This window comes from Chryseobacterium indologenes, assembly GCF_018362995.1.
In the GTDB taxonomy this organism is placed as follows: Bacteria; Bacteroidota; Bacteroidia; order Flavobacteriales; family Weeksellaceae; genus Chryseobacterium; species Chryseobacterium indologenes_G.
The window spans coordinates 803,145-822,148 of the sequence record NZ_CP074372.1 but is presented as its reverse complement, the minus strand read 5'-3'; the positions used below and the strand labels follow the sequence as shown (position 1 = coordinate 822,148).

25 protein-coding genes are annotated in these 19,004 nt (G+C 35.2%); 6 read left to right on the top strand and 19 right to left on the bottom strand.

The window, feature by feature from the left end; all coding sequences use genetic code 11:
* Nucleotides 1–12: 12 nt before the first annotated feature.
* From DYR29_RS03510 to DYR29_RS03445, 14 genes are all read right to left on the bottom strand, one after another.
* Nucleotides 13–966, bottom strand: a complete 954-nt coding sequence (locus tag DYR29_RS03510; protein WP_213279313.1) for a hypothetical protein — start codon at nt 964–966, stop codon at nt 13–15.
* 57 nt (nt 967–1,023) lie between these two features.
* Entirely contained in the window at nt 1,024–1,731 is a 708-nt protein-coding gene (locus tag DYR29_RS03505) for a hypothetical protein (RefSeq protein WP_213279312.1), read from the bottom strand.
* 52 nt (nt 1,732–1,783) lie between these two features.
* On the bottom strand, nt 1,784–3,169 hold the full coding sequence (locus DYR29_RS03500; RefSeq protein ID WP_213279311.1) for a phage portal protein: 1,386 nt from the start codon (nt 3,167–3,169) through the stop codon (nt 1,784–1,786).
* On the bottom strand, nt 3,169–4,620 hold the full coding sequence (locus tag DYR29_RS03495) for a phage terminase large subunit (RefSeq protein ID WP_213279310.1): 1,452 nt from the start codon (nt 4,618–4,620) through the stop codon (nt 3,169–3,171). The genes DYR29_RS03500 and DYR29_RS03495 overlap by 1 nt, the downstream gene beginning before the upstream one ends.
* On the bottom strand, nt 4,610–5,113 hold the full coding sequence (locus tag DYR29_RS03490; protein WP_213279309.1) for a terminase: 504 nt from the start codon (nt 5,111–5,113) through the stop codon (nt 4,610–4,612). Before DYR29_RS03490 ends, DYR29_RS03495 begins: the two co-directional genes overlap by 11 nt.
* A 3-nt stretch (nt 5,114–5,116) precedes the next feature.
* Nucleotides 5,117–5,437 (bottom strand): hypothetical protein, encoded by a 321-nt coding sequence (locus DYR29_RS03485; protein WP_213279308.1) that lies wholly within the window; start codon nt 5,435–5,437, stop codon nt 5,117–5,119.
* Nucleotides 5,438–5,830: 393 nt separating this feature from the next.
* Nucleotides 5,831–6,625 carry a DNA methylase gene (locus DYR29_RS03480; protein ID WP_213279307.1) on the bottom strand — a complete coding sequence of 265 codons (795 nt, stop codon included), beginning with the start codon at nt 6,623–6,625 and terminating at the stop codon, nt 5,831–5,833.
* The gene (locus tag DYR29_RS03475) at nt 6,615–7,316 is read right to left on the bottom strand and encodes a phosphoadenosine phosphosulfate reductase family protein (RefSeq protein WP_213279306.1); all 702 of its coding nucleotides are present in this window, start codon (nt 7,314–7,316) and stop codon (nt 6,615–6,617) included. Before DYR29_RS03475 ends, DYR29_RS03480 begins: the two co-directional genes overlap by 11 nt.
* A gap of 106 nt (nt 7,317–7,422) precedes the next feature.
* Nucleotides 7,423–7,773 (bottom strand): ASCH domain-containing protein, encoded by a 351-nt coding sequence (locus DYR29_RS03470; protein WP_213279305.1) that lies wholly within the window; start codon nt 7,771–7,773, stop codon nt 7,423–7,425.
* Complete coding sequence (locus DYR29_RS03465; protein WP_213279304.1) at nt 7,760–8,173, bottom strand: recombination protein NinG; 414 nt, start codon at nt 8,171–8,173, stop codon at nt 7,760–7,762. Before DYR29_RS03465 ends, DYR29_RS03470 begins: the two co-directional genes overlap by 14 nt.
* Before the next feature lie 157 nt (nt 8,174–8,330).
* Nucleotides 8,331–8,717: a hypothetical protein gene (locus DYR29_RS03460; protein ID WP_213279303.1), complete on the bottom strand. Its 387-nt coding sequence runs from the start codon at nt 8,715–8,717 to the stop codon at nt 8,331–8,333.
* Between the two features lie 256 nt (nt 8,718–8,973).
* On the bottom strand, nt 8,974–9,402 hold the full coding sequence (locus DYR29_RS03455; protein WP_249413604.1) for an SH3 beta-barrel fold-containing protein: 429 nt from the start codon (nt 9,400–9,402) through the stop codon (nt 8,974–8,976).
* Between the two features lie 31 nt (nt 9,403–9,433).
* A complete protein-coding gene (locus DYR29_RS03450) occupies nt 9,434–9,754 on the bottom strand; it encodes a hypothetical protein (protein ID WP_213279302.1) in 321 nt (106 codons plus the stop codon).
* 10 nt (nt 9,755–9,764) lie between these two features.
* Nucleotides 9,765–9,962: a hypothetical protein gene (locus tag DYR29_RS03445; RefSeq protein ID WP_213279301.1), complete on the bottom strand. Its 198-nt coding sequence runs from the start codon at nt 9,960–9,962 to the stop codon at nt 9,765–9,767.
* Between the two features lie 198 nt (nt 9,963–10,160).
* Here DYR29_RS03445 and DYR29_RS03440 point away from each other — a divergent pair, with 198 nt between their 5' ends.
* The 6 genes from DYR29_RS03440 to DYR29_RS03415 all read left to right on the top strand — a co-directional run bounded on the left by DYR29_RS03440 (nt 10,161) and on the right by DYR29_RS03415 (nt 14,271).
* On the top strand, nt 10,161–10,418 hold the full coding sequence (locus DYR29_RS03440; RefSeq protein WP_213279300.1) for a helix-turn-helix domain-containing protein: 258 nt from the start codon (nt 10,161–10,163) through the stop codon (nt 10,416–10,418).
* A gap of 7 nt (nt 10,419–10,425) precedes the next feature.
* A complete protein-coding gene (locus tag DYR29_RS03435) occupies nt 10,426–10,569 on the top strand; it encodes a DUF1737 domain-containing protein (RefSeq protein ID WP_213279299.1) in 144 nt (47 codons plus the stop codon).
* 3 nt (nt 10,570–10,572) lie between these two features.
* Entirely contained in the window at nt 10,573–10,920 is a 348-nt protein-coding gene (locus DYR29_RS03430; protein ID WP_213279298.1) for a DUF2493 domain-containing protein, read from the top strand.
* Between the two features lie 646 nt (nt 10,921–11,566).
* Nucleotides 11,567–12,433: a helix-turn-helix domain-containing protein gene (locus DYR29_RS03425; RefSeq protein ID WP_213279297.1), complete on the top strand. Its 867-nt coding sequence runs from the start codon at nt 11,567–11,569 to the stop codon at nt 12,431–12,433.
* A 71-nt stretch (nt 12,434–12,504) separates the two neighbouring features.
* Nucleotides 12,505–13,557 (top strand): hypothetical protein, encoded by a 1,053-nt coding sequence (locus tag DYR29_RS03420; RefSeq protein ID WP_213279296.1) that lies wholly within the window; start codon nt 12,505–12,507, stop codon nt 13,555–13,557.
* Nucleotides 13,558–13,596: 39 nt separating this feature from the next.
* A complete protein-coding gene (locus DYR29_RS03415) occupies nt 13,597–14,271 on the top strand; it encodes a hypothetical protein (protein ID WP_213279295.1) in 675 nt (224 codons plus the stop codon).
* A 150-nt stretch (nt 14,272–14,421) separates the two neighbouring features.
* On the opposite strand, the gene DYR29_RS03410 is transcribed toward DYR29_RS03415, so the two are convergent.
* From DYR29_RS03410 to DYR29_RS03390, 5 genes are all read right to left on the bottom strand, one after another.
* The gene (locus DYR29_RS03410; RefSeq protein WP_213279294.1) at nt 14,422–14,781 is read right to left on the bottom strand and encodes a VOC family protein; all 360 of its coding nucleotides are present in this window, start codon (nt 14,779–14,781) and stop codon (nt 14,422–14,424) included.
* A 57-nt stretch (nt 14,782–14,838) separates the two neighbouring features.
* Entirely contained in the window at nt 14,839–15,426 is a 588-nt protein-coding gene (locus DYR29_RS03405; protein WP_213279293.1) for a TetR/AcrR family transcriptional regulator, read from the bottom strand.
* 154 nt (nt 15,427–15,580) lie between these two features.
* Entirely contained in the window at nt 15,581–16,474 is an 894-nt protein-coding gene (locus DYR29_RS03400) for a cation diffusion facilitator family transporter (protein ID WP_213279292.1), read from the bottom strand.
* Between the two features lie 82 nt (nt 16,475–16,556).
* Complete coding sequence (locus tag DYR29_RS03395; protein WP_213279291.1) at nt 16,557–16,742, bottom strand: hypothetical protein; 186 nt, start codon at nt 16,740–16,742, stop codon at nt 16,557–16,559.
* A 671-nt stretch (nt 16,743–17,413) separates the two neighbouring features.
* Complete coding sequence (locus tag DYR29_RS03390) at nt 17,414–19,003, bottom strand: MFS transporter (RefSeq protein WP_249413603.1); 1,590 nt, start codon at nt 19,001–19,003, stop codon at nt 17,414–17,416.
* Nucleotide 19,004: the final 1 nt, after the last annotated feature.

Sequence of the window (19,004 nt, the reverse complement as noted above, 5' to 3'; positions counted from 1 at the left end):
AAATTTAACGTATCAATTATTCTCATCTTCAAAAGGGAGGATGCTAAACATTTTATCAGTATATCGTCTTAGCTGTTCTTCATCTAATATTTCACTATAGCCCTTCCCTTTTGTAAAATCATAAACAGCACTTGTAGATAATATTTTATCTGCCTTTATATCAAAATAAAACACCTCTTTTTGTGAATTGAAAAATTCTAGTATATTGTATCCTTCTATTGACAGGATTTTATTGACAGGATTTTTAAGTCTAAATGATATAAATTTTTCTATTTCAAGTTCCCTTTTTAACTGAGAAGCATTATTGAAATAATGATTATTTTCTTTATTTAACTCATTCACTTCTTTTCTCAAATTCAATATCTTATTCCTTTCTTCGATTAAATTCGTGTTAGATTCTTCCAGTTGCTTATCATAATTAGCAGCTAAAACACTAAACTCCTTACTTGCATTTTCACTTTTTTTCTGCAGCTCTGTTACTGTTTCTAAATGCGTCTTATTTGCTTCCTCTAACGCCTCGCTCAAAGACTTATTTTGCTCTTGTAAGCTTTCCACCATTAAATTATGGCTATTCCTTTCCCTAAAAGTCGTTTTTTCCTCTTCTAATTTTATTTCATTTTGTGCAACGCCGATCTGTAATTCTAAGGCAGCATTTCTGGCTTCCAAGTTTACTTTATTTCGCAGTCCATGCGAAAATTTGGTAATGTATTCAAAAGCAAAACTTATATATGGGAGTATAGCAATATAAAATATCGCTGACATTAGAGGCAGCCACAGATAACACCATATATCACTGTAATTATCTCCTATAAATTTTATCTTTTCCTCAATACTCTTATCTGAAAATACTATAAATGTAATTGGTTTCCAATTAAAAATAGCCCACGAGGTAATAAATGTACCGATAAAGGGATTTTTAATTCTATCTTCTGTACTCTTTAAAATTGTTTGTAGAAATTCTTTCATGCATAATTAGTTTCCCACAAATATAACAAAAAGCCCTCTCAAAGAGAAGGCTAAAACTTAATTTATTAGTTCCGTTCCTGCTTCAACTAGGCCTTTCACAATATTTTTTATTAATTCCTTTTTACCTTCAGCCCAAAACTCTTTGATGAAACTTATTCCTTGTTTAGCAATCTTTGCAAATATTTTTGAAATATGTTCTGCAATCCACTTTTGAGGCCTTGTTGGTAAACTTTCCCTTACTTCAGTAATATCTGTAATAATAGTTTCAATCTGTTCTCTATTATTACCATCAGCCATATTAATCAATCTAGTGCTTACTTGCTCTAAAAGGTAGTCTAATTGCAAAATTTGAGTAGTACTAAAAGGACGTGTATCAGCATCTTCATCAACTAATTCAAAGTTTGTATAGAATTCTTCTTCATAAGATTCAAGTATTGGATCATCAAAGAATGATTTTACTTTATTATAGTTTTCAAGAAGTTGTATCCAAGAATTAAAATTATCTTTTAAATCCTTACTATAAATTTTTACAGCAAAAGCTTTTAGTTCTTTTTCGTTTTTTGGAGCTTGAATTATTGTAAAGAGCTCTTCTCCATCACTTATTTCACTTGATTCAATAGTATAATAAAATTTTGAACTTGAATCAATATCTCTTACAAACAATATATTTCTATCCCTATTTTCAATAGTAAACAATTTATCTTTTAGTCCTACAAATGGTTCTAAAGCCTTTAAAACTGAAAGGGGTATATTTTTCTTACTCATATTATAATATTTTGCACTAAAAATACCACAATCAAATGTATCCTACAATATCTTACTGAATTCCCTGTTTAAGAGGCGCTGGAGATTCTTTCTTGATTTCATCTTGCATTTTATCTACGTCCTTGATTCCGGCTTTCTCCATTGTTGCTTTCTGGCTGAACAACGGCTTATTTCCGTTTACTGACATTAGCATTTCATAGAACTTAGCTTCGTTGTTTATAATGTAAGGAGTTATTACAGGTTCTGCGTCCAAATCGCTATTGCGGAAACCCGTATTCATTAATTGGAAGAAAGATTTAACGATAGACATTCTACGTTTCAGGGCAGGTACATATACGCTCATCTTATCCATTACCTTAAGATGTGGCAACATGAAGAGGAATGCAGCGTTTTCTGTGGCCAACATATTTCCTAAGCCTTCTAAAGCTTCTGGGGAAATATTCACAGAGTTTGTCATTTTGTATATAATGCTTTCCAGGTTTTCCTTCTCGTTAGAAAGGGATTCACTAGCATTTGGAGGCTGAACAAAGTTAGCACTGGCTTTATCTCCATTAAGCTGCAGTACCTTTCCGGTTTTATCTTTAGAAAAACTTCCGGTCACCTCACCTGTTAGTGCTAAAATTGGTGCGGAGAACTTCTTGTTAACCTCACCTGTATCGCTGGCAATTTCCTCCAGCCTTTCAATCGCCTTCTGTGCCTTGGACCACTCTACATTTTCAAAGGAATACCAAACAATCGGAATTTTACCAATTGAATTGGCGGTCTCAGAGACAAGTTCTATTCCACCGTTGGAATCTCTTAGGATAGCAATTCTTTCTGCAGTATAGATTTCGTAATATTTGACTTTTATGCCATCGATACGTTTCTCATACTCTCTGAGGAAAGCTATCATATCGCCTTGGTCGTTAAAATATGGGTACATTTTGTTTTTATCCGGAGAAAGTAATGTTACTTTCATTCGGAATTGAGAAGGAAATCCATAAAACTCGTTTGGCTCATCATCAACCCACCACAATTCCGCGCATTGGGTGAACCGTCCGTTTGTTTTCGCTATTTCCCTGTCTACAAACATTAGCTTTTCTTTATCGACTAACTTCAAATAAGCATCATACAGCGTTGTATCTTCAATATTGTTTGTATACTTTACAGGGTTACCATAAAGGAAAGTGACAGCATTTGCGACAATATCTTTTTGATACGCTAACGGAATTCGGTTAAGCTTTTCAATACGTTTTCCTTCGTTCTTCTCTCCTTTTTCATCGGTATATTCATACTCAACAATACGATCCGGATAATTGTACAGGTCCGTCATGATACGGTGTCGTGTTTCATCCCATTCAGAATTAAACTGCTCTATATTTGGCAGAGGAATTCCGTTATCTTTAAGATAGGCTATTTTCTCTCCGATGGTCTGTAGTTGGTAATATTTCTCGTCCATTATATTAAAGATGCTATTCTGTTCAAATTGTTTCTGATTGGTTTGTTGAAATCGAAATAAGCCCTCATAAGGATCATATCTCGATAATCTGGGGATCTTCCTATATTTTCTTTGATTGTAGCTTTATTTACCAAGGTTATGATGTCATAATCCGGGTCCTGTTCTATTGTGTCAAGCTCTTCCTTGATTCGCTCTTTCTGTTCTTCTGATAATTCCGCGGAAATAAACATTTTATTCTTATTGATTATCTTTTCCGCTAGATAAACTAAAAGTTGTGTCTGAGCATTCTTATACTTTGGTGTGTCTTTCTCGTCTCCTAAGTCTTCTTCGAATGGTCTGCCGTTGTTGTGGAATCCAATAATATCAAGGTTATCAACTACTCCACCTCCTACACCATCGGCATCAGCTATACATTGATCTTTAGGAATTGAGTGCTTTTGTTGCAGAGCCTTAATGCATGCTTGAATTTCGGTTGTTTTACTAATCTCAAATTCGTGAACTTCCATCAATTCCCAGTCTTCCCATACACCAATAACCGCTAAATCAGACCCGAATCGGGCAACGTCAGCAGTGATGTATTTCTTCTTCTCATTTGTAAGGTGGTCATTCCTGAACAGGTCCAGAATTTTATCATAGATACATAACTTGTAAGGGTTGTCATCATATTCCCAATTCCCTTTCAAAAGCCTTTCCTTCTTTGCCTTATCTTTTGTGTTCTCCAGCTGTTCTATGTAGAGTTTATCAATGAAAGGATTATCCTGAACAAATGCCTGTAAAAACTTCTGTATTGGAGTCAGAATATTTTCTTTGAATGGCTTGTAGAAATGGGAGTACATCCAATTCTTCTTCGGGTTGCAGGTGACAAACATTTTCGGAACTAAACCAAACTCTTTGTTGAGGTGTCGTCCTACCCTTGTATTTAGGACATCGAACGCTCCAAAATTGATTTCTCCTCCTTCCTCAATCCATCCACCGGTATACTCTAAGGAACCGAACCTTTCATATAGTGGATCACTAGGTTTAAACTGCAGGTCCAGCATATCAATACGGGAACCGTTTTTAAACTGAATATAGTTATCCTGACCATTGTACCTCCATTCGCTTGCCGGAATACTGTATGCCTTGCAAACCTTCTGGAAAGTGATTAATGTTGAAGAACGAATTCGCTTTAATTCCTCACGGCCTATGAACCATTTAGAATTGGGATAAAGGAGACACATGAAAAGTAACCAGCTTGCACCGGTCCAGGATTTTGCGCCCCCGGCTGCTCCACCATAAAGGAACTCTCTTGTATCTTTATCACATAGGATCTGTAGTGCCTCTTCTTGCTTTAAATGCTTTTCCCCTTGATGTGTTGTAATAAAATCAAAATTTCCCCTTCTGAATTTCTCTACATAGATTTCAAAGAGCTGTATTTTTAGTTGGGAAATTTTAAGTCTATCACTTTTCATCAGATTTTAACGCCTGTTCTAATTCTTCTAAAGCAGAATCGGAAAGCACAGAAGTATTTAATTCACGCTTATCATCGATTTCAACTTCTTTCTTATCTCTCCAGTGTTCCGGTTGCCTGTTTTTCAGCCAGAAAATTGTTGCAATCATATCAGGCGGAAAGTAATCTTCAATTTCAACAATTTCAACTGTATCGTATAGCTTTCCGGTTTCCTCATCTACCTTTTTCAGTTTGAATGCCTGCTTGTATTTCTGTGTATGCCCTAGCGCTCTTTTATACAAGGTGGAAACAACATTGGCATCAGCTTCTATCTTACCCTTTTTTATGGCCTCGGAAAAATCAGGATACTTCTTTTGCCATTGATAAAGAGTATCTGGGTTGATATCCATAGCACCTGCCATCTGTACATCCGTCAATCCTAGCAAAGAATACTTCAATGCGTTCTTAGGATGTTGATCTGGATCGTACTTTGTCTTTCTACCTCTTGTTGCCATAACTTACTTTTTTGAGCCTAGTAATATTTTGGTGAAATCCAAAATAAAAGTTTCTGAAGCATATCCTGTCGGTGGAACTGTTTCTAATGTTGTTAATACTTCTGGCTCTTTGTAGTGATTTGGATTTACTGCTATAAATTGCAATCCGTCAAATACTGATTTTGGGCAAATCATTAGATTTAGACTTGTAGACTTGTCTACGAATCTTAAATCCGTATGCATTTCTTCTATTTCAACAATGTAAAAGCCACTGTCTGGATAATTCTTATTCTTTTGTGCTTCTTCGTGATTAGCAAACTTGATTTCTTTTACTTCTAAAAACATACTATTGAATTTTTGATTTAATAAATTCATCACTATAACATTGAGAAAAGTGCTGGAATGAAAACACGCCTACTGTCTTATATTCGTTTTCTTTTAATACTTTACACAAATAATAAATGACATTATTTACATAATCCGCTTCAACTTTTTCGCAAAGACACTCTATTTGATGCCCTGTTTCGTTATGTATGAATTTTACCTTTTTCATTTTAATTTTAGTTGTATTTTGATTTTGTTTTCTGACTTGTTACATGCCATCCTCCGCATTCTTTGCAGTAATAGTGTCTCTTTGGAATCTTACTTCTGCTACTGGCTGATTTACATTTTGTGATGATCTCTTTTGCTTCCCTCTCATGAGTATACATTAGTTTACCACATGGGCTTTTTGTTGTATCAACTCGCATAGACTTCATCTATTTTCTCCTGCAGCTCTTCTCCTTTGATAAACTTATCTTCAGGATTGAACCCTAGGTATTCGAGAAACATAACTTTGGAATCATAATCAGAGAAGGATACCGTAAAGTATGGCTCACCATCTAACCTGGCTCCTTCTTTGACCTTTTCCTTAATTTCTTTGATCTTGGCTTTCTTTTCTTCAGGGGTTAATTCTTCTGCAGCTTCTTTACGCTCCATTTCGTGAATACTTGCTTCTGGAACATTCTTCACGTTGCTCAGTTCTTGGGTGATCGACTTCTCGTATTCAGCATTGATCTTTTTTTCTTCCTGAGGCTCGAATGAAGGAATTTCGATATCCTGCATTGTTGGCAATTCAATTTCAATCATGGAAATATCTACATCATCGAGACCGGCCAGAGAAGCGTCGATATCCGGAAAGATCTGGGCGAGCTTTTTATAATCCATTTCGCCTTGTACAGCCTTGCTATTGAAGAAGATATTCAACTCCTTCTCCTTCTTAAGGTCCACATCAATGACCTCTACTTTTATATCGTAGTCGTTTCCTGCTTCATACTTATTTACTTCATCAGCAATACTGAGTTTTTGATGGCCCGACACCAGGTTTCCAGTTTGCTTATTCCATACCATACCACCTATAATGCCATTCTCTTTGATGCTTTTCTTCAATGCCTTTCGAGCATCCTCGGTAATTGTCCGGGGATTATAGTCTGCCGGTGTTATTTCTGAACGCTTCAGGATAATTGTTTCACTTTGTTTTACTTTATTCTGCATGTTGTTTTCGTGAATGGTTATACTCGAATAAGATTCTTTCTACGTCTGGGAATTCTTCAATGATCTTTTTCAAGTCCCTTGGATAATGTTGTTTACACCAAAGAAGAAAAGCCAAATCCGTTACATCAGTTCCTTGAGATCTGGTGTTCCCGGTATTCCCGTACTTAATAGGCTCAATCAATCGGTTTTTCTTGATATAGGCCAATACCTGCTTGTTGTTCCAGTCAGCCAGCGGATAAAGCTTTTGTCCGGATACACTTGTCATACTATCCGGATATGAATTCAGCATTAGTCTACGATTCAGAGAGTCATTCTTTTTGAAACCTAAAACCGCCCACTCAATACCGGTATCCTCTTTTACTTTATCATTGATCTTGGAAACATTCCATTCTGCATACTTTACAGGATCAGCACCGAAAGCTCCATGCTTCTTATTGTTGTAATGGGCGTAATGTGGTGTTTGTATAAATCTGCAATTTGGATATTTCTTTTCTGCCCAATGGATATACCGGTTTATATGTTCCAGGTCTTTAACCATGTACATATAAACACAGACAATTTCCCGGAAATGTGGAGCCATCATATTCAGCAGCGCAATACTATCCTTTCCTGCACCGGAATGAAAGAGTATCACCCTGTCATGTTTCTTTGACAGGGATATGATACTTTTTAATGTAGCTGATAAATCCATTATCCTCTACGTCTGATTACTCTTGGTGCAATTCTAGCGAAAGATCTCCTTACCGCTCTTCTTGCACTTCTTGCTGTAGCTTCTGACATTGCAATTATATTTAGGGTTAAACAATTAATTTTTCACAGTTGGTATTTTCGAGTATATTACCGAGTATAAGAGCGAAATTGCTGTTTTCGGTTGTCAGGTCCTCGCCTTCTTCGACATCTTTATCAACTTCAATAAGAACGTCTTTACACTCTACAACCATTTGCGGAGCGTTTTTACTGTAGCCCATTTGAAAACGAATTGTTTCAGGTGCTACGGTGCCGATTAGCTCGCCTTCTTTATCTACTTCGCCTAAACGATCAATATAATAGTCTGAGAAAGCACGATACTCTTCTTTTTTCTCTCCTTTCAGAATATCAACAAAGTTCTTTTTCGTCAGAACTAAATAAAGTTCTTTAGTATTTTTCATGCTTATATTTTTCTATTTGTTCTATCAAAAAGTCACGACTAAATTTGAAGTTTTTTAAGGCTGCTTTTTGCTCTAATTGACGTAAACGATGCTCACCTATCTTTAAAAGTAAACTCGACCTATACGGTATCAAATTCGCGCTTAAATACTTGTTACATCTTACGCATTGCCCGTGCATATTATCGAGATCAAACCGAACAGATTTATAAAATTCTTTGGCGAAATAATGCCCAGAATTCATCTGATTTACCGGCTTTAACTCGTCACATGATATGCAGATGAAATACCCATCTTTACTATCTCGTTTTCGAACTTTTGCGTTAACAAGCTTCTGTAAAGTCTCAATTAAAGCCTCTATGCTTTTGCCTTTATATTTACTTCGTATTTCGGCCGTCACCATTATAAGCAAAAATATTTATTACTTTGATTTATAACAACATAAAATACACTATATAAAGCAACACTTAAATATTAATTGTTTTAAAAACCGTTTTTATTACACATGAAAAAACCACCCTATCAAATAGAGTGGCGAATTATGCTTGTTTTGATTTTAATTAGAAATTTTGCCTTTCGAGTATCGCCCCAAGGTGAATTGTAAAGTCACGCTTTAAATCGATCTTTTTAATCTCGACAATCATTCGTTTTGCATTTGCATGATACCCAACCTGAAGAACAACAGTTTTGTAATTTTTAATGCTGATTATTTCGCCGGTCTTTTTATCGATATTACATAGCCTCGATTTATAGAACGTAGAACCGTCTCGATATTCATGTAATTTTTTGCCCTTTTCAATATCGTCAAAGTAAATCTTCTGCATTACTAAAAAAAGCGGTTTTTGCTGCTCGTTTTCGTCTGCAGGGTATTCTCTGATAATTCGAGGTGTTGAAGAAACTTTCATCTTTCTTCTATTTGCAGTTGGTATTAATTTTCTGGTTTTCATATTTTAGTTTTTTAAAATATCTTCTATAGCCCAATATTTACCTTTACTTGTTGAATATAATCTATACTCTAATTGTTCAGTTAAGATATAAAAATCGGTTGCAGTGAGCTTTGTTTTGAAGTGATTGTTTAGTGTCTTTTCGTTTATACCTATCGATTTCGGCTATTTCTTTTTAATAACTGACAAAGTTCTTTAATTTCTTCTTTAAATTCAGGTATAGAAATTTCAATTTTTCTTTTTTCAATAGTAATCATGATTATTTCGCTTTAATGGTTTTTCTTCTATTTCGTAGGTTCTGAGCTTTCGGTTTGATATAGTTACTGCCAGTTGGCAATTCGGTCGTTAAAGGTGCAAAATGATCTACAGCAGCCAGCCCGATAAAGTTAGCGATTTTGAAACAACGAAAATCATTTGCATCTACATCAAAGTAAGTGAAAATTTTCGGGTTAGGCTGGTTATGGGTTTTGAAATCATATTCAATTTTCAGAGTGCCGGTAGCTTTGCGAATTTCGCCGTCTTTTTTCTCGAAATAGAACGTAACTTCACCCTGATGCATCTCTTTATTAATTCGGTACAGTTGCCAGGCTTTGCGAAGACAATCAGCCCAATTTTTGCCCGTTTCTGTCATTATGTGATATGCTCTTAGCATTACTGTTTTTCTGAAAGATATATTTTGCGTTTTCATAACTTTTTTCTTTTACCACCAAAAGCGGGTTTTACCCCGCTGTTTTGAATTCTCTTGCTTTTCTTACATGTATTGTGCCCGGCCTTGCCTGTGGGTCATAAACGCTTGTTACCTGCAATATTTCGTAAATGCCTTTATGAGTTACGAAAAACTCACCTTTTGCTGGTGGTACTATGAAGTTGTAACCACCTACGTCTTCGCTCGTTTCATGATCTATGAAGATATACTCTCTATAAAGCTCTAATACCGTGAATTCTTTGTGATCTTCTAGAAGGTCGCTAATTGATTGCGCTATATCTTCTTTATTTCTCATTTCTAAAAGATTTACTATTCTTTCTTTAAATGTTTTCATCTTATTTATATTAATTGTTTATAATGAATTCAATTGTTTTCTCTTCACTTGTTAAAACAGCTGCATTGAACCCCTCTAATTCTTCATCGAATATCACAGTCATTAAATCATCGAAGTCTGTATAGCCATGTTCTCTTATTAATTCTAAAGCCTTTAAGTATGTATTGAACTTAGCTTTAATTTCTATTGAGTTATTAAGTGTTATCATAATGTATATTATTGTTTGTTTTATTTAATTATACTGATTGTTTAATTTTCTACCACAAATATACTATTAGTTTAACCACTTGTAAATTTATTTATGTTAATGTTTTGTTAAAATTTATACAATCTGTTTATTTAAGTCATATTATTACACTTATAGTATAATTTATAATATATTTGCAGTTATATAATTAGTATAATTATGAAACTAAGAATCAAAGAAATTTGTGACGAAAAAGGCATAATGCAAAAAGAATTAGCTGAACGAATAAACATTACTGAAGTTGGATTATCTAAATCTCTTAATGGAAACCCTACATTGCAAAGGTTAATTGAAATCGCTGAAGCATTAGGTGTTCCTTTTCTAGAATTATTTGAAAAGAATCCAAATGAAGGAGAGCCCATCTACCGCAAGGACGATAAGGGGAATGAAATAATTATAGGATATCTTAAGAAATAGTAATAAAGTGAAATACAAAATTGTTAGTGCAGATTCCCCACACGAACTTGAAAAAGCTGTGAATATTTTATTAGATTTGGGATGGATACCACAAGGGGGAATTTCTGCTGGGGATAAAGTATTTTTTCAAGCTTTGGTAAAAAAGAAATAAACTATGTTCAAAGTAATCATTGCCGGAACCCGAACATTTGAAGACTACTCTTTACTAAAGGAACGGTGTGATTACTATTTGCAAAACTATCATGAAATCGAAATTGTTTCTGGAGGAGCTAAAGGGACTGATTTTCTAGGGGAAAGATACGCTGTTGAAAGTGGTTACAAGCTTTCTAAATTTCTTGCTAACTGGGATTTAGGTCCGAAAGCTGGTCCTATTCGTAACAGACAGATGGCAGAATACACAGATGCGCTTATTGCTTTCTGGGATGGTGAAAGCAAAGGAACATTGAACATGATAAAAGTTGCCAAGGAATTGGGATTGAAAATGAAAATTGTAAGAATATAAAAAGGGACTATTTAAGTCCCTTTATTTTCTTTAATGTGAGCTTTCCAGAAAAAGTGGTTTCGAGAAACTAAAATTATCCATATTTTAGCCGTGTAAAATCGTGTACTCGATCGTGTACCAGCACATAAAAAGGGCTTAATTTGCATCTCCTTGCATTTAACTAACAGTCTGATTAATTGCGCATTACAATTACTAAAAGAAAGGGAGTATTGACTGGCAGTCAAAAGGTCACGGGTTCGAATCCCGTATTCTCCACTTTGTGTATCTGATAAAATCTTCAAAATGCACTAAAAGATCGATAAATCCTGCAAAAATTCAATTTTTGCAGGATTTTTTTTATATATGAAATAGCAAAATTTTCAAATAAACTCGTAAAGTTTGTGGCAAAATCGTGGCAACGTTGAAAAATATAAAAAAATAATAGATTCAATTGTAAGATTTTGAATTTCAACACATAAAGCTGCTTAACGACTTATAATTTTTACCAGCCACAGAGCGACATATTTAAGTATATCACTAGCTTTTAAAAATATTAAACTAGAAAAGAGCAATAACGTATTGAAACTAAAATCTATTTATATTTGAAGAGCAAAAAACATAAGCTTGTATTTATAGCGTGAGCCTTCTATTGTAAAAATTCTCAAAGATGGTAAAAGCAGCCCCAATTAAAACGTATCATTTTCTGCCCTATAAATACGGGGCAGAATTATTGCTGGATCTTGGACGTATTGAAACATTGAAAAATTATGTACTGGATCACACTTTACATCAAGTCAGTTTTTACGAAATTGTTTTCATTGAAGAGGGATCGGGAACATTTTCACTAGACGGTAAGATAACGTCTATAACTCCCGGAACCATCATTTTTATCAGTCCAGGACAGGTTCGCCGCTGGGAAATTAAAGATAAGATAAGAGGCTACACGCTGTTCTTTGAAAAAGATTTCCTTCACCTCTTTTTTTCAGATGAGTTGTTCCTCTATCGGTTTCAATACTTTCATCAGTATTCTCATTCCACTGACATGAAGATCGATGAAAGATCATTTGGGAAATGCCTTGAGCTTTTACAGGAAATAGAACGGGAGTTCGGGCAAATTCAGAATGACAGTAATCATTTGATCAGGTCCGTACTTTATCAGTTGCTTATCGTTCTCAACCGCTATTATGCTCAGATCTATAAAGTTCAAAGGGATACTTACATCCATGCAGACTTCTATAAATTCCGCTCTTTACTGGAAAAGAAATTTTTAGAAAATCAAACCGTTGAAAGCTATACTAAAATGCTTAATGTAAGTCCTGGATTTCTTAATAAAGTCTGCAGGCAGTTCAGCGGATTAACAGCACAACAAATGATTCATCACAAACTCATTTCAGAAATAAAGAAAGAGTTGCACCAGAAGAAATCTGCCAAAGAAATCTGTTATGAATTTGGGTTTTCGGACCCCTCCAACTTTAACCGTTTTTTCAAGAAATTTACCCGTACTACACCCCAGCAATACCGAAAGAATATATGAATTGACCATTCTGAAGATAAAATGACCATTTTGCAGCGTATGAATATTTCTAATTTTACCAAAAAAAGAATATGATCAAATCTGCAACACTTAGTCTTCTATTGTTCATCATGAACCTACTTTTGGTAAAGGCAGAACAATTATATGTTAATCCAATAACCGGCAATGACATGAATTCAGGAGTAAAGACACAACCGTTAAAATCTCTTTCAGAAGCCGCCAGACGCATTAATCTAAATAAAGATCAGGGAGAAACAACAATAATCCTTGCAGAAGGTGTACATCTAATCACCAAAACGGTACTGTTTAACAATGATAAATATACTTTTACCAACCGTCTAACCATCCGTGCTGAAGTAATGCCCGATGATGCAGACTGGACAACAAAAAAAATGCCGGTTGTTATGACCGTTGTACCTACTGAACCCGGTGTGGGAGGAGAAGAAGCAAGAGGTATTCAACCAGAGGTAAGCCACGTTACCATTGCAGGTCTACGGTTTACAGGCAGCCCTGATTATACGTATCTTGATGCCAATAATTTACGACGTTCATATCCCATCTGGCGCGACGGAAAAAAACTGGACGATCTGCTTGTAACACAATGTTTATTCGCGGGGAATGAAGAAGTACTGCCATTACATGTAGGAGTAATTGCCAATGGTTATGGTTTGGTTATTGACCATTGTGTTTTCTTCAACTGTAAAATTCCTGTTGTCTTCTGGAAAAATGAAGGAAAGACCGGCAGCCGCAGTGCCATGCAGCATTCGTTGGTTTATGGAGGCTATTTCTGCGGAGTCTGGACTACCCAAGGTACCAACGGCGATGATTTCGATTTTCATCATAACATTATCGCCAACACCAGCACAGTGTGGATCAGAGAAAAAGGAAGCACACGCCGGTACAAAGCTTCTGACTGCATTTTTGTGAATTATAATAAACTGGCAGGATACGGAAGCGGGCCGTTAAGTGACAGTAATGCTACCCCTACAGATTTTCTGGAAATGAAAAACGTACAGACTACCGGAACCGTGATCATTGAAAAGGATCAGAGTAAACGCAGTTACCTACAGTTGGCGGAAGGCTCAGTGGGTTCGAATCTGAATGCCGGACTTTTTAAAAAATAATTTTTTAATCAAGAGTCATAACTTTTTATAATAAGAAGTATGAAAAAATTAAGAATAATCTTATTTCTTTTTCTATTAGTCTCAGAACACGCATACAGCCAAAAGATAATTTTGGACGAAAGCAATCTTTTACCTCATAAAGTTTACATGAAAATTGTCGACCTAAAAGGTGAAAAAGTTGTCAGGGTCATAAAAGACAGTACGGTGAAACATGCGGACGAACCTACATTTGTTAAGATAAATAATACGAAATTCAAAAATTGTAGTATAGAGGTAGAAGTTCTAAGTCGGCTGCTTTCTACGGCTGCTTCAACCGACCGTGGGTTTATTGGGCTGGCATTCAGAATCGATGACATGAATTCCAAATTTGAATCCATATATATACGCCCTGCGAATGGCAGAGCCGAAGATCAGGTGAGACGCAATCACTCCATTCAATATTTTTCTTTTCCGGAGTACAAATATGAACGTCTAAGAAAAGAAACTCCCGAGAAGTACGAGTCGTATACCGATATGGGTTTGAATGAATGGATCAAGATGAAAATTGAAATCCAAGGCGGCCAGGCAAAACTATTTTTAAATAAGAACAAATACCCTTCCCTTATTGTGAACGATCTTAAACACGGCCCGGATGTAGAGGGTGCTGTCGGCTTATTTGTCGATGTAGGAACAGATGGTTATTTTCGGAATCTGAAAATTAACCCCTCAAAATAAAAAAGGAGCATAAATACTCTATACAAATATTTACCGCTATACAAAACCCGAAGGTACACTGCTTACATTACCTTTGCTTGTTAATGATGACTATTCATTAATCATGGATTTAGCTCTCGAATGCGTAAATTCTTCTTGAATCCTGCAAATCTAAGAAAGGTAATGTCCTACTTCAATAAATATATTTTCGAACCAGAAGTAGAAAGCATAACTGTTCCTGATTTTTCTAGGAGACTGGCTTATTGCTATACCACCTTTAATCAGTTTTTGATGCAGATCATCAACCGTTTTTAGATCATCTAACATAAAACCTATATGAAAATCTTTTGGATATATGGTATCTCCATTTTTACTGTTCATTAGAACGAGCGTAAAACTTTCTTTATTGGTTAATATCGCAATGATGTGCTCTCCTTTTATAAGCTCACAAGTGAACTCAAAATATTTCTCAAAAAAAAGAACCGATTTGTTTACATCGGTAACGACGAGATTTAAATGATTAATTGTCATAGTATCAATTTAAGGCTTTATATTATCGAACATTCATTCGATTAAGATTTAAAATTTTTATAGCAGTAATGCTTTTGCAACCAGCTCGAAAGTTTGACGTAAATTTTGGACAGTCAATGAAAATGGTTTACCAGACATTGAAGCTTTATCAAGATGGAATTTGATGAGTGTATAAAAAGGGCCATAAGCGACAGTCCAAAACACTTCAATTGGTAAATCCGGTATCTCTTTACGCATAACTCCATTTTGAACAAAATCATTCATTATTTTCCTGAAAACAGTTTGCTGCATTCCATTCATATTGATTAGTGGAGAATTCCTAAATTGTTCATGGAAACGGTATTCCAAGGGATTTCGTAAAATATTTTCAAGTCGGTTTTTCCATTGAAGCCACAATCCTTCTTCAAATTTCAGATGAGCATCAAACCCTATTAATGCTTCCTTTTCAAATCTGTTATGCACATCAATATAGAGCTGATTTACCAGATCTTCACGGCTTTTAAAGTAAACATAAATAGTAGATGGAGAAATTGCAGCCTTTTTTGCCAGTTTCTGCATACTAAACCCATCAAAGCCATTTTCGACGATCATCTTTATGGCTTCCTGCCGAATGATCAATTCCTTTTTGTCATCTTTTAATCTCACTCTGCAAATATAATCGAATAATTATTCGATTAAAAACAATTAACACTTTTTCTAATATGTACAGCTGGGATTCTTTAACCAGCAAACAGAAGAAGCTTACTTCATGCAATAATTAAACAATCGAATCTATATGCTAACTTACCTATTTAAACATCTATTCTGGCTGTATAATCACAAAGTGAACAAATTTAAATTCATTTTTTATATCCGCACGGATACGGCGTATTGCCTCAGTGATTTCTTCAGTATCGAGGTGTTCTTCAAAATCTATAATGAGCATCAATACAACTTCCTCTGGCGACTGATAAGTTGATAGAATATTTTTTGTTTTCACCACAGTCCCGTCTCTTTCTGCCAGCTGAGCAATTTTTTCTCTCATATCGGGAGCTATGCCTTCTCCCATCAATAGACTTCTGCTTTCTCTCGCCAGTATAAACGAAACAAAAACCAGTATCAATCCTACGATCACCGATGCCAATCCATCCAATTCTGGAATTTGTAGTGAATGGCTTACCCACATCAAAATCATTACGATAATCAACCCTGCAACTGCTGCGCCGTCTTCAAAAACCACAAGAAAACTGGAAGGATCTTTACTTTTTACAATTGCGTCCCACCAGCCAAGTCCATTACGGATTTTATTAAATTCTCTGATGGCGATAAACAGAGAAGTACCCTCGAAAATAAGAGAAAGGAAGAGTACAATATAGTTCCAGAATGGATCTTTCATAAGTTCAGGTTCAATAATATGCGCAATTCCCTGATAGATTGATAAAGCACCCCCTAGTCCGAATATTAAGATTGATACAACAAAAGACCAGAAATACAGTTCTTTGCCATATCCAAATGGATGAGACTGATCAGCATACTTCTTGCTCCTTTTCAATCCATATAAAAGCAGCAGTTGGTTAGCAGTATCAACTGTTGAATGGATTCCCTCGGAAATCATGGAAGAACTGTTCGTAACTGAACCTGCTATAAACTTTGTTAATGCGATTAACAGGTTAGCAGCAAGAGCACTGTAAATTGATTTTTTATTGCCGGTCATTAGTAACTATGTTGGTTAAAAGGTCTAAAAAAAATCGACGAAATTAAACCTGCTGCTTCTCATCTTCTTTAAAACAAAATAATTATGCTTCGTCTTTGGTATTTTTGACAAGACCTATCCCCGAAAAAAAGAATATCAGTCCGAGAACCCCGATGACACCTAATGTTGTATAAGCCGAGCTTTTATTAATCAATTCATATCCTGTATAAATCAAACCTGCGATTCCTAAAATAGTCAGTATTGTTCCAAATGTGCGTTTAACGTTCATAACAGTATTTTTTTTTATGTTAAATAATAGTATTCTATAATTTTATCAGTTAAGCTGATATTTTTTTTAGATTATCAATACAGCCTCAAAACAGTTTTCAGGTATTCATGTAAACTGTAACATGAGGTAAAAAAAACTATACTCCGAACTTTAGAGATAAATATACTTCCCTTTCCTATCTTTTTAATTTGTTAACTACCATCATATGATTAATATCCCAGCGGTTAAAAAAATTGCAAAAATTAAGCCGTTTGGATAAAAATATTCTTTGACTGATTAAGAAAATATTTCTATGAGTGTTATAAATAAATTAGCCCTTCCTCATTATAGAGTCGGTAATGCCACAATAACAATGTACCAAGTTATCAATAATTAATCCTCATTTATTTTTCATATAATCACTCAATGGTATCCCAAAAGTAGGTGGTGAGCAATACTCATTTATTTCCCGAAATATTGTCTGAATCTGTTCTTATAGAGAGGATCGTCTTCAAATTTTACTGATATCATTGAATATTTTTCACTGATAAAATACCTAAGCTCAGTATCATTATGAAATCTTCAAAATACACTAAAAGATCGATAAATCCTGCAAAAATTGAATTTGCAGGATTTATATTTTCACAATATTGAACCTAAGAATATGTAATTTTACATAAATTGATCATATTCTAATAAGGTATATTTCCTTTTCTTAGCCTAAGCAATACTTGCTGAATCTGTGGAAGTAAAAGAAGCATCATAATAACACACATCACTCCTACCAGCATCCAGTCATAATAATCCCTGGTAGCACGCGCCAAAATTTGTTGCCGGATTAATATATTGAACTGGGCGACTGAAGCAGCTTTTGCAGTATACATATCATTACCTGCATTCATGTAGTGGTTTTGAATATCCATTAATGTAACAGGCAATTGGATATTGGTTTCGGTCAATGTTTCCCTTGCTTTTTCCCTGACAGCCGATTTAGCAAATAGTTGAAGTTCATTATTAACAGCCAGACTGGCGGTAAAACCGATGAACCTTGCCAATATTCCTATAAGTGATGCATTACTTGCAATTTTTGGTGGTGCAGCGGATATAGTAAATGAAACAATAGGAACAAATAAAATACCTGTAGCTGTACCGTAAATAAACATAGGCAGAATGAAATCTGTTGTATTCCCCTGAACTGAGATAAAAATCAGCATATATACATAGTACAAGGCCATAAAACCAAATCCTGTAATAATAATCCTAATCAGATTAAACCCCATAAGTATCAATCGGGAGGTAACAAACATGCCTAATGTAGTTCCCGTAATGACGGTTATCCAAATTGGTATAGTACTAAGCGGGTCATTACCTAAAACAGCTTCAAGATAACCATAAGCAAGTCCTGTACTTCCTTTGAAAATATAAAACAGAAAAAGTAACAGCAACCCGATTACAAAATTCTTAGTCCTGAAAATTTGCAAATTAATCAATGGACGTTTAAGCTTCAATTCTCTGGCAACAAAAAGTACAAGAATGGTTACGTTGCCTAGACTAAGCAAAACTATTAACGAATTATCGCACCAGCCTAATTGCCGTCCATATACAAGGATATATCCCAGAATCAAAATAAAAGAGACATAAAACAAATAACCAGCCCAGTCTACCTGATATAGAGGTATTTTTTTAGTAAATCTGGCCTTACCATTCATTGTTGCCAACACAATCAACACTAGTAAAATAAGTATTATAATGAGACCGTAAAAAAGCCAGTTAAAATTATAAAAATAAAGCACAATACTGGAATAGATAGAATAGAACGGGACAGCGATCTGTATACTTCCATATAGAAGGCTGTATGCGATTATCCGGGCACGTGTGGACTGTAATCTTGGAAAAATAAGCTGTAAGACGATCCCGGAGATCAACGCACAGGTAATTCCCTGCATAAACTGACAGATCACAAACAATGTCCAGTCTTTGGTGTAAAAACAGATCAGAGAACATATAATATTGGCTGAAAATGCTGTAAACAAGTATTTTCGCGGAGCAAAATATTTTACAATACGAAAATCCAGCGCTAAAAAGGCTACAGTTGAGCCATAAATAACTACCATGCCATACTGAACATCGGTAACCTGTACACCATAAAAACCCATTGCTGAAGCAGGACTGCTATAGTAAGCAAAACTAAAGAGGCAGGTCATCAGAATGGCAAATATTACGGATCTTGCCAGCCATTCGGGAACCCAAGTTTTAAAAACCGGAATTTTATGTGCCTGCATA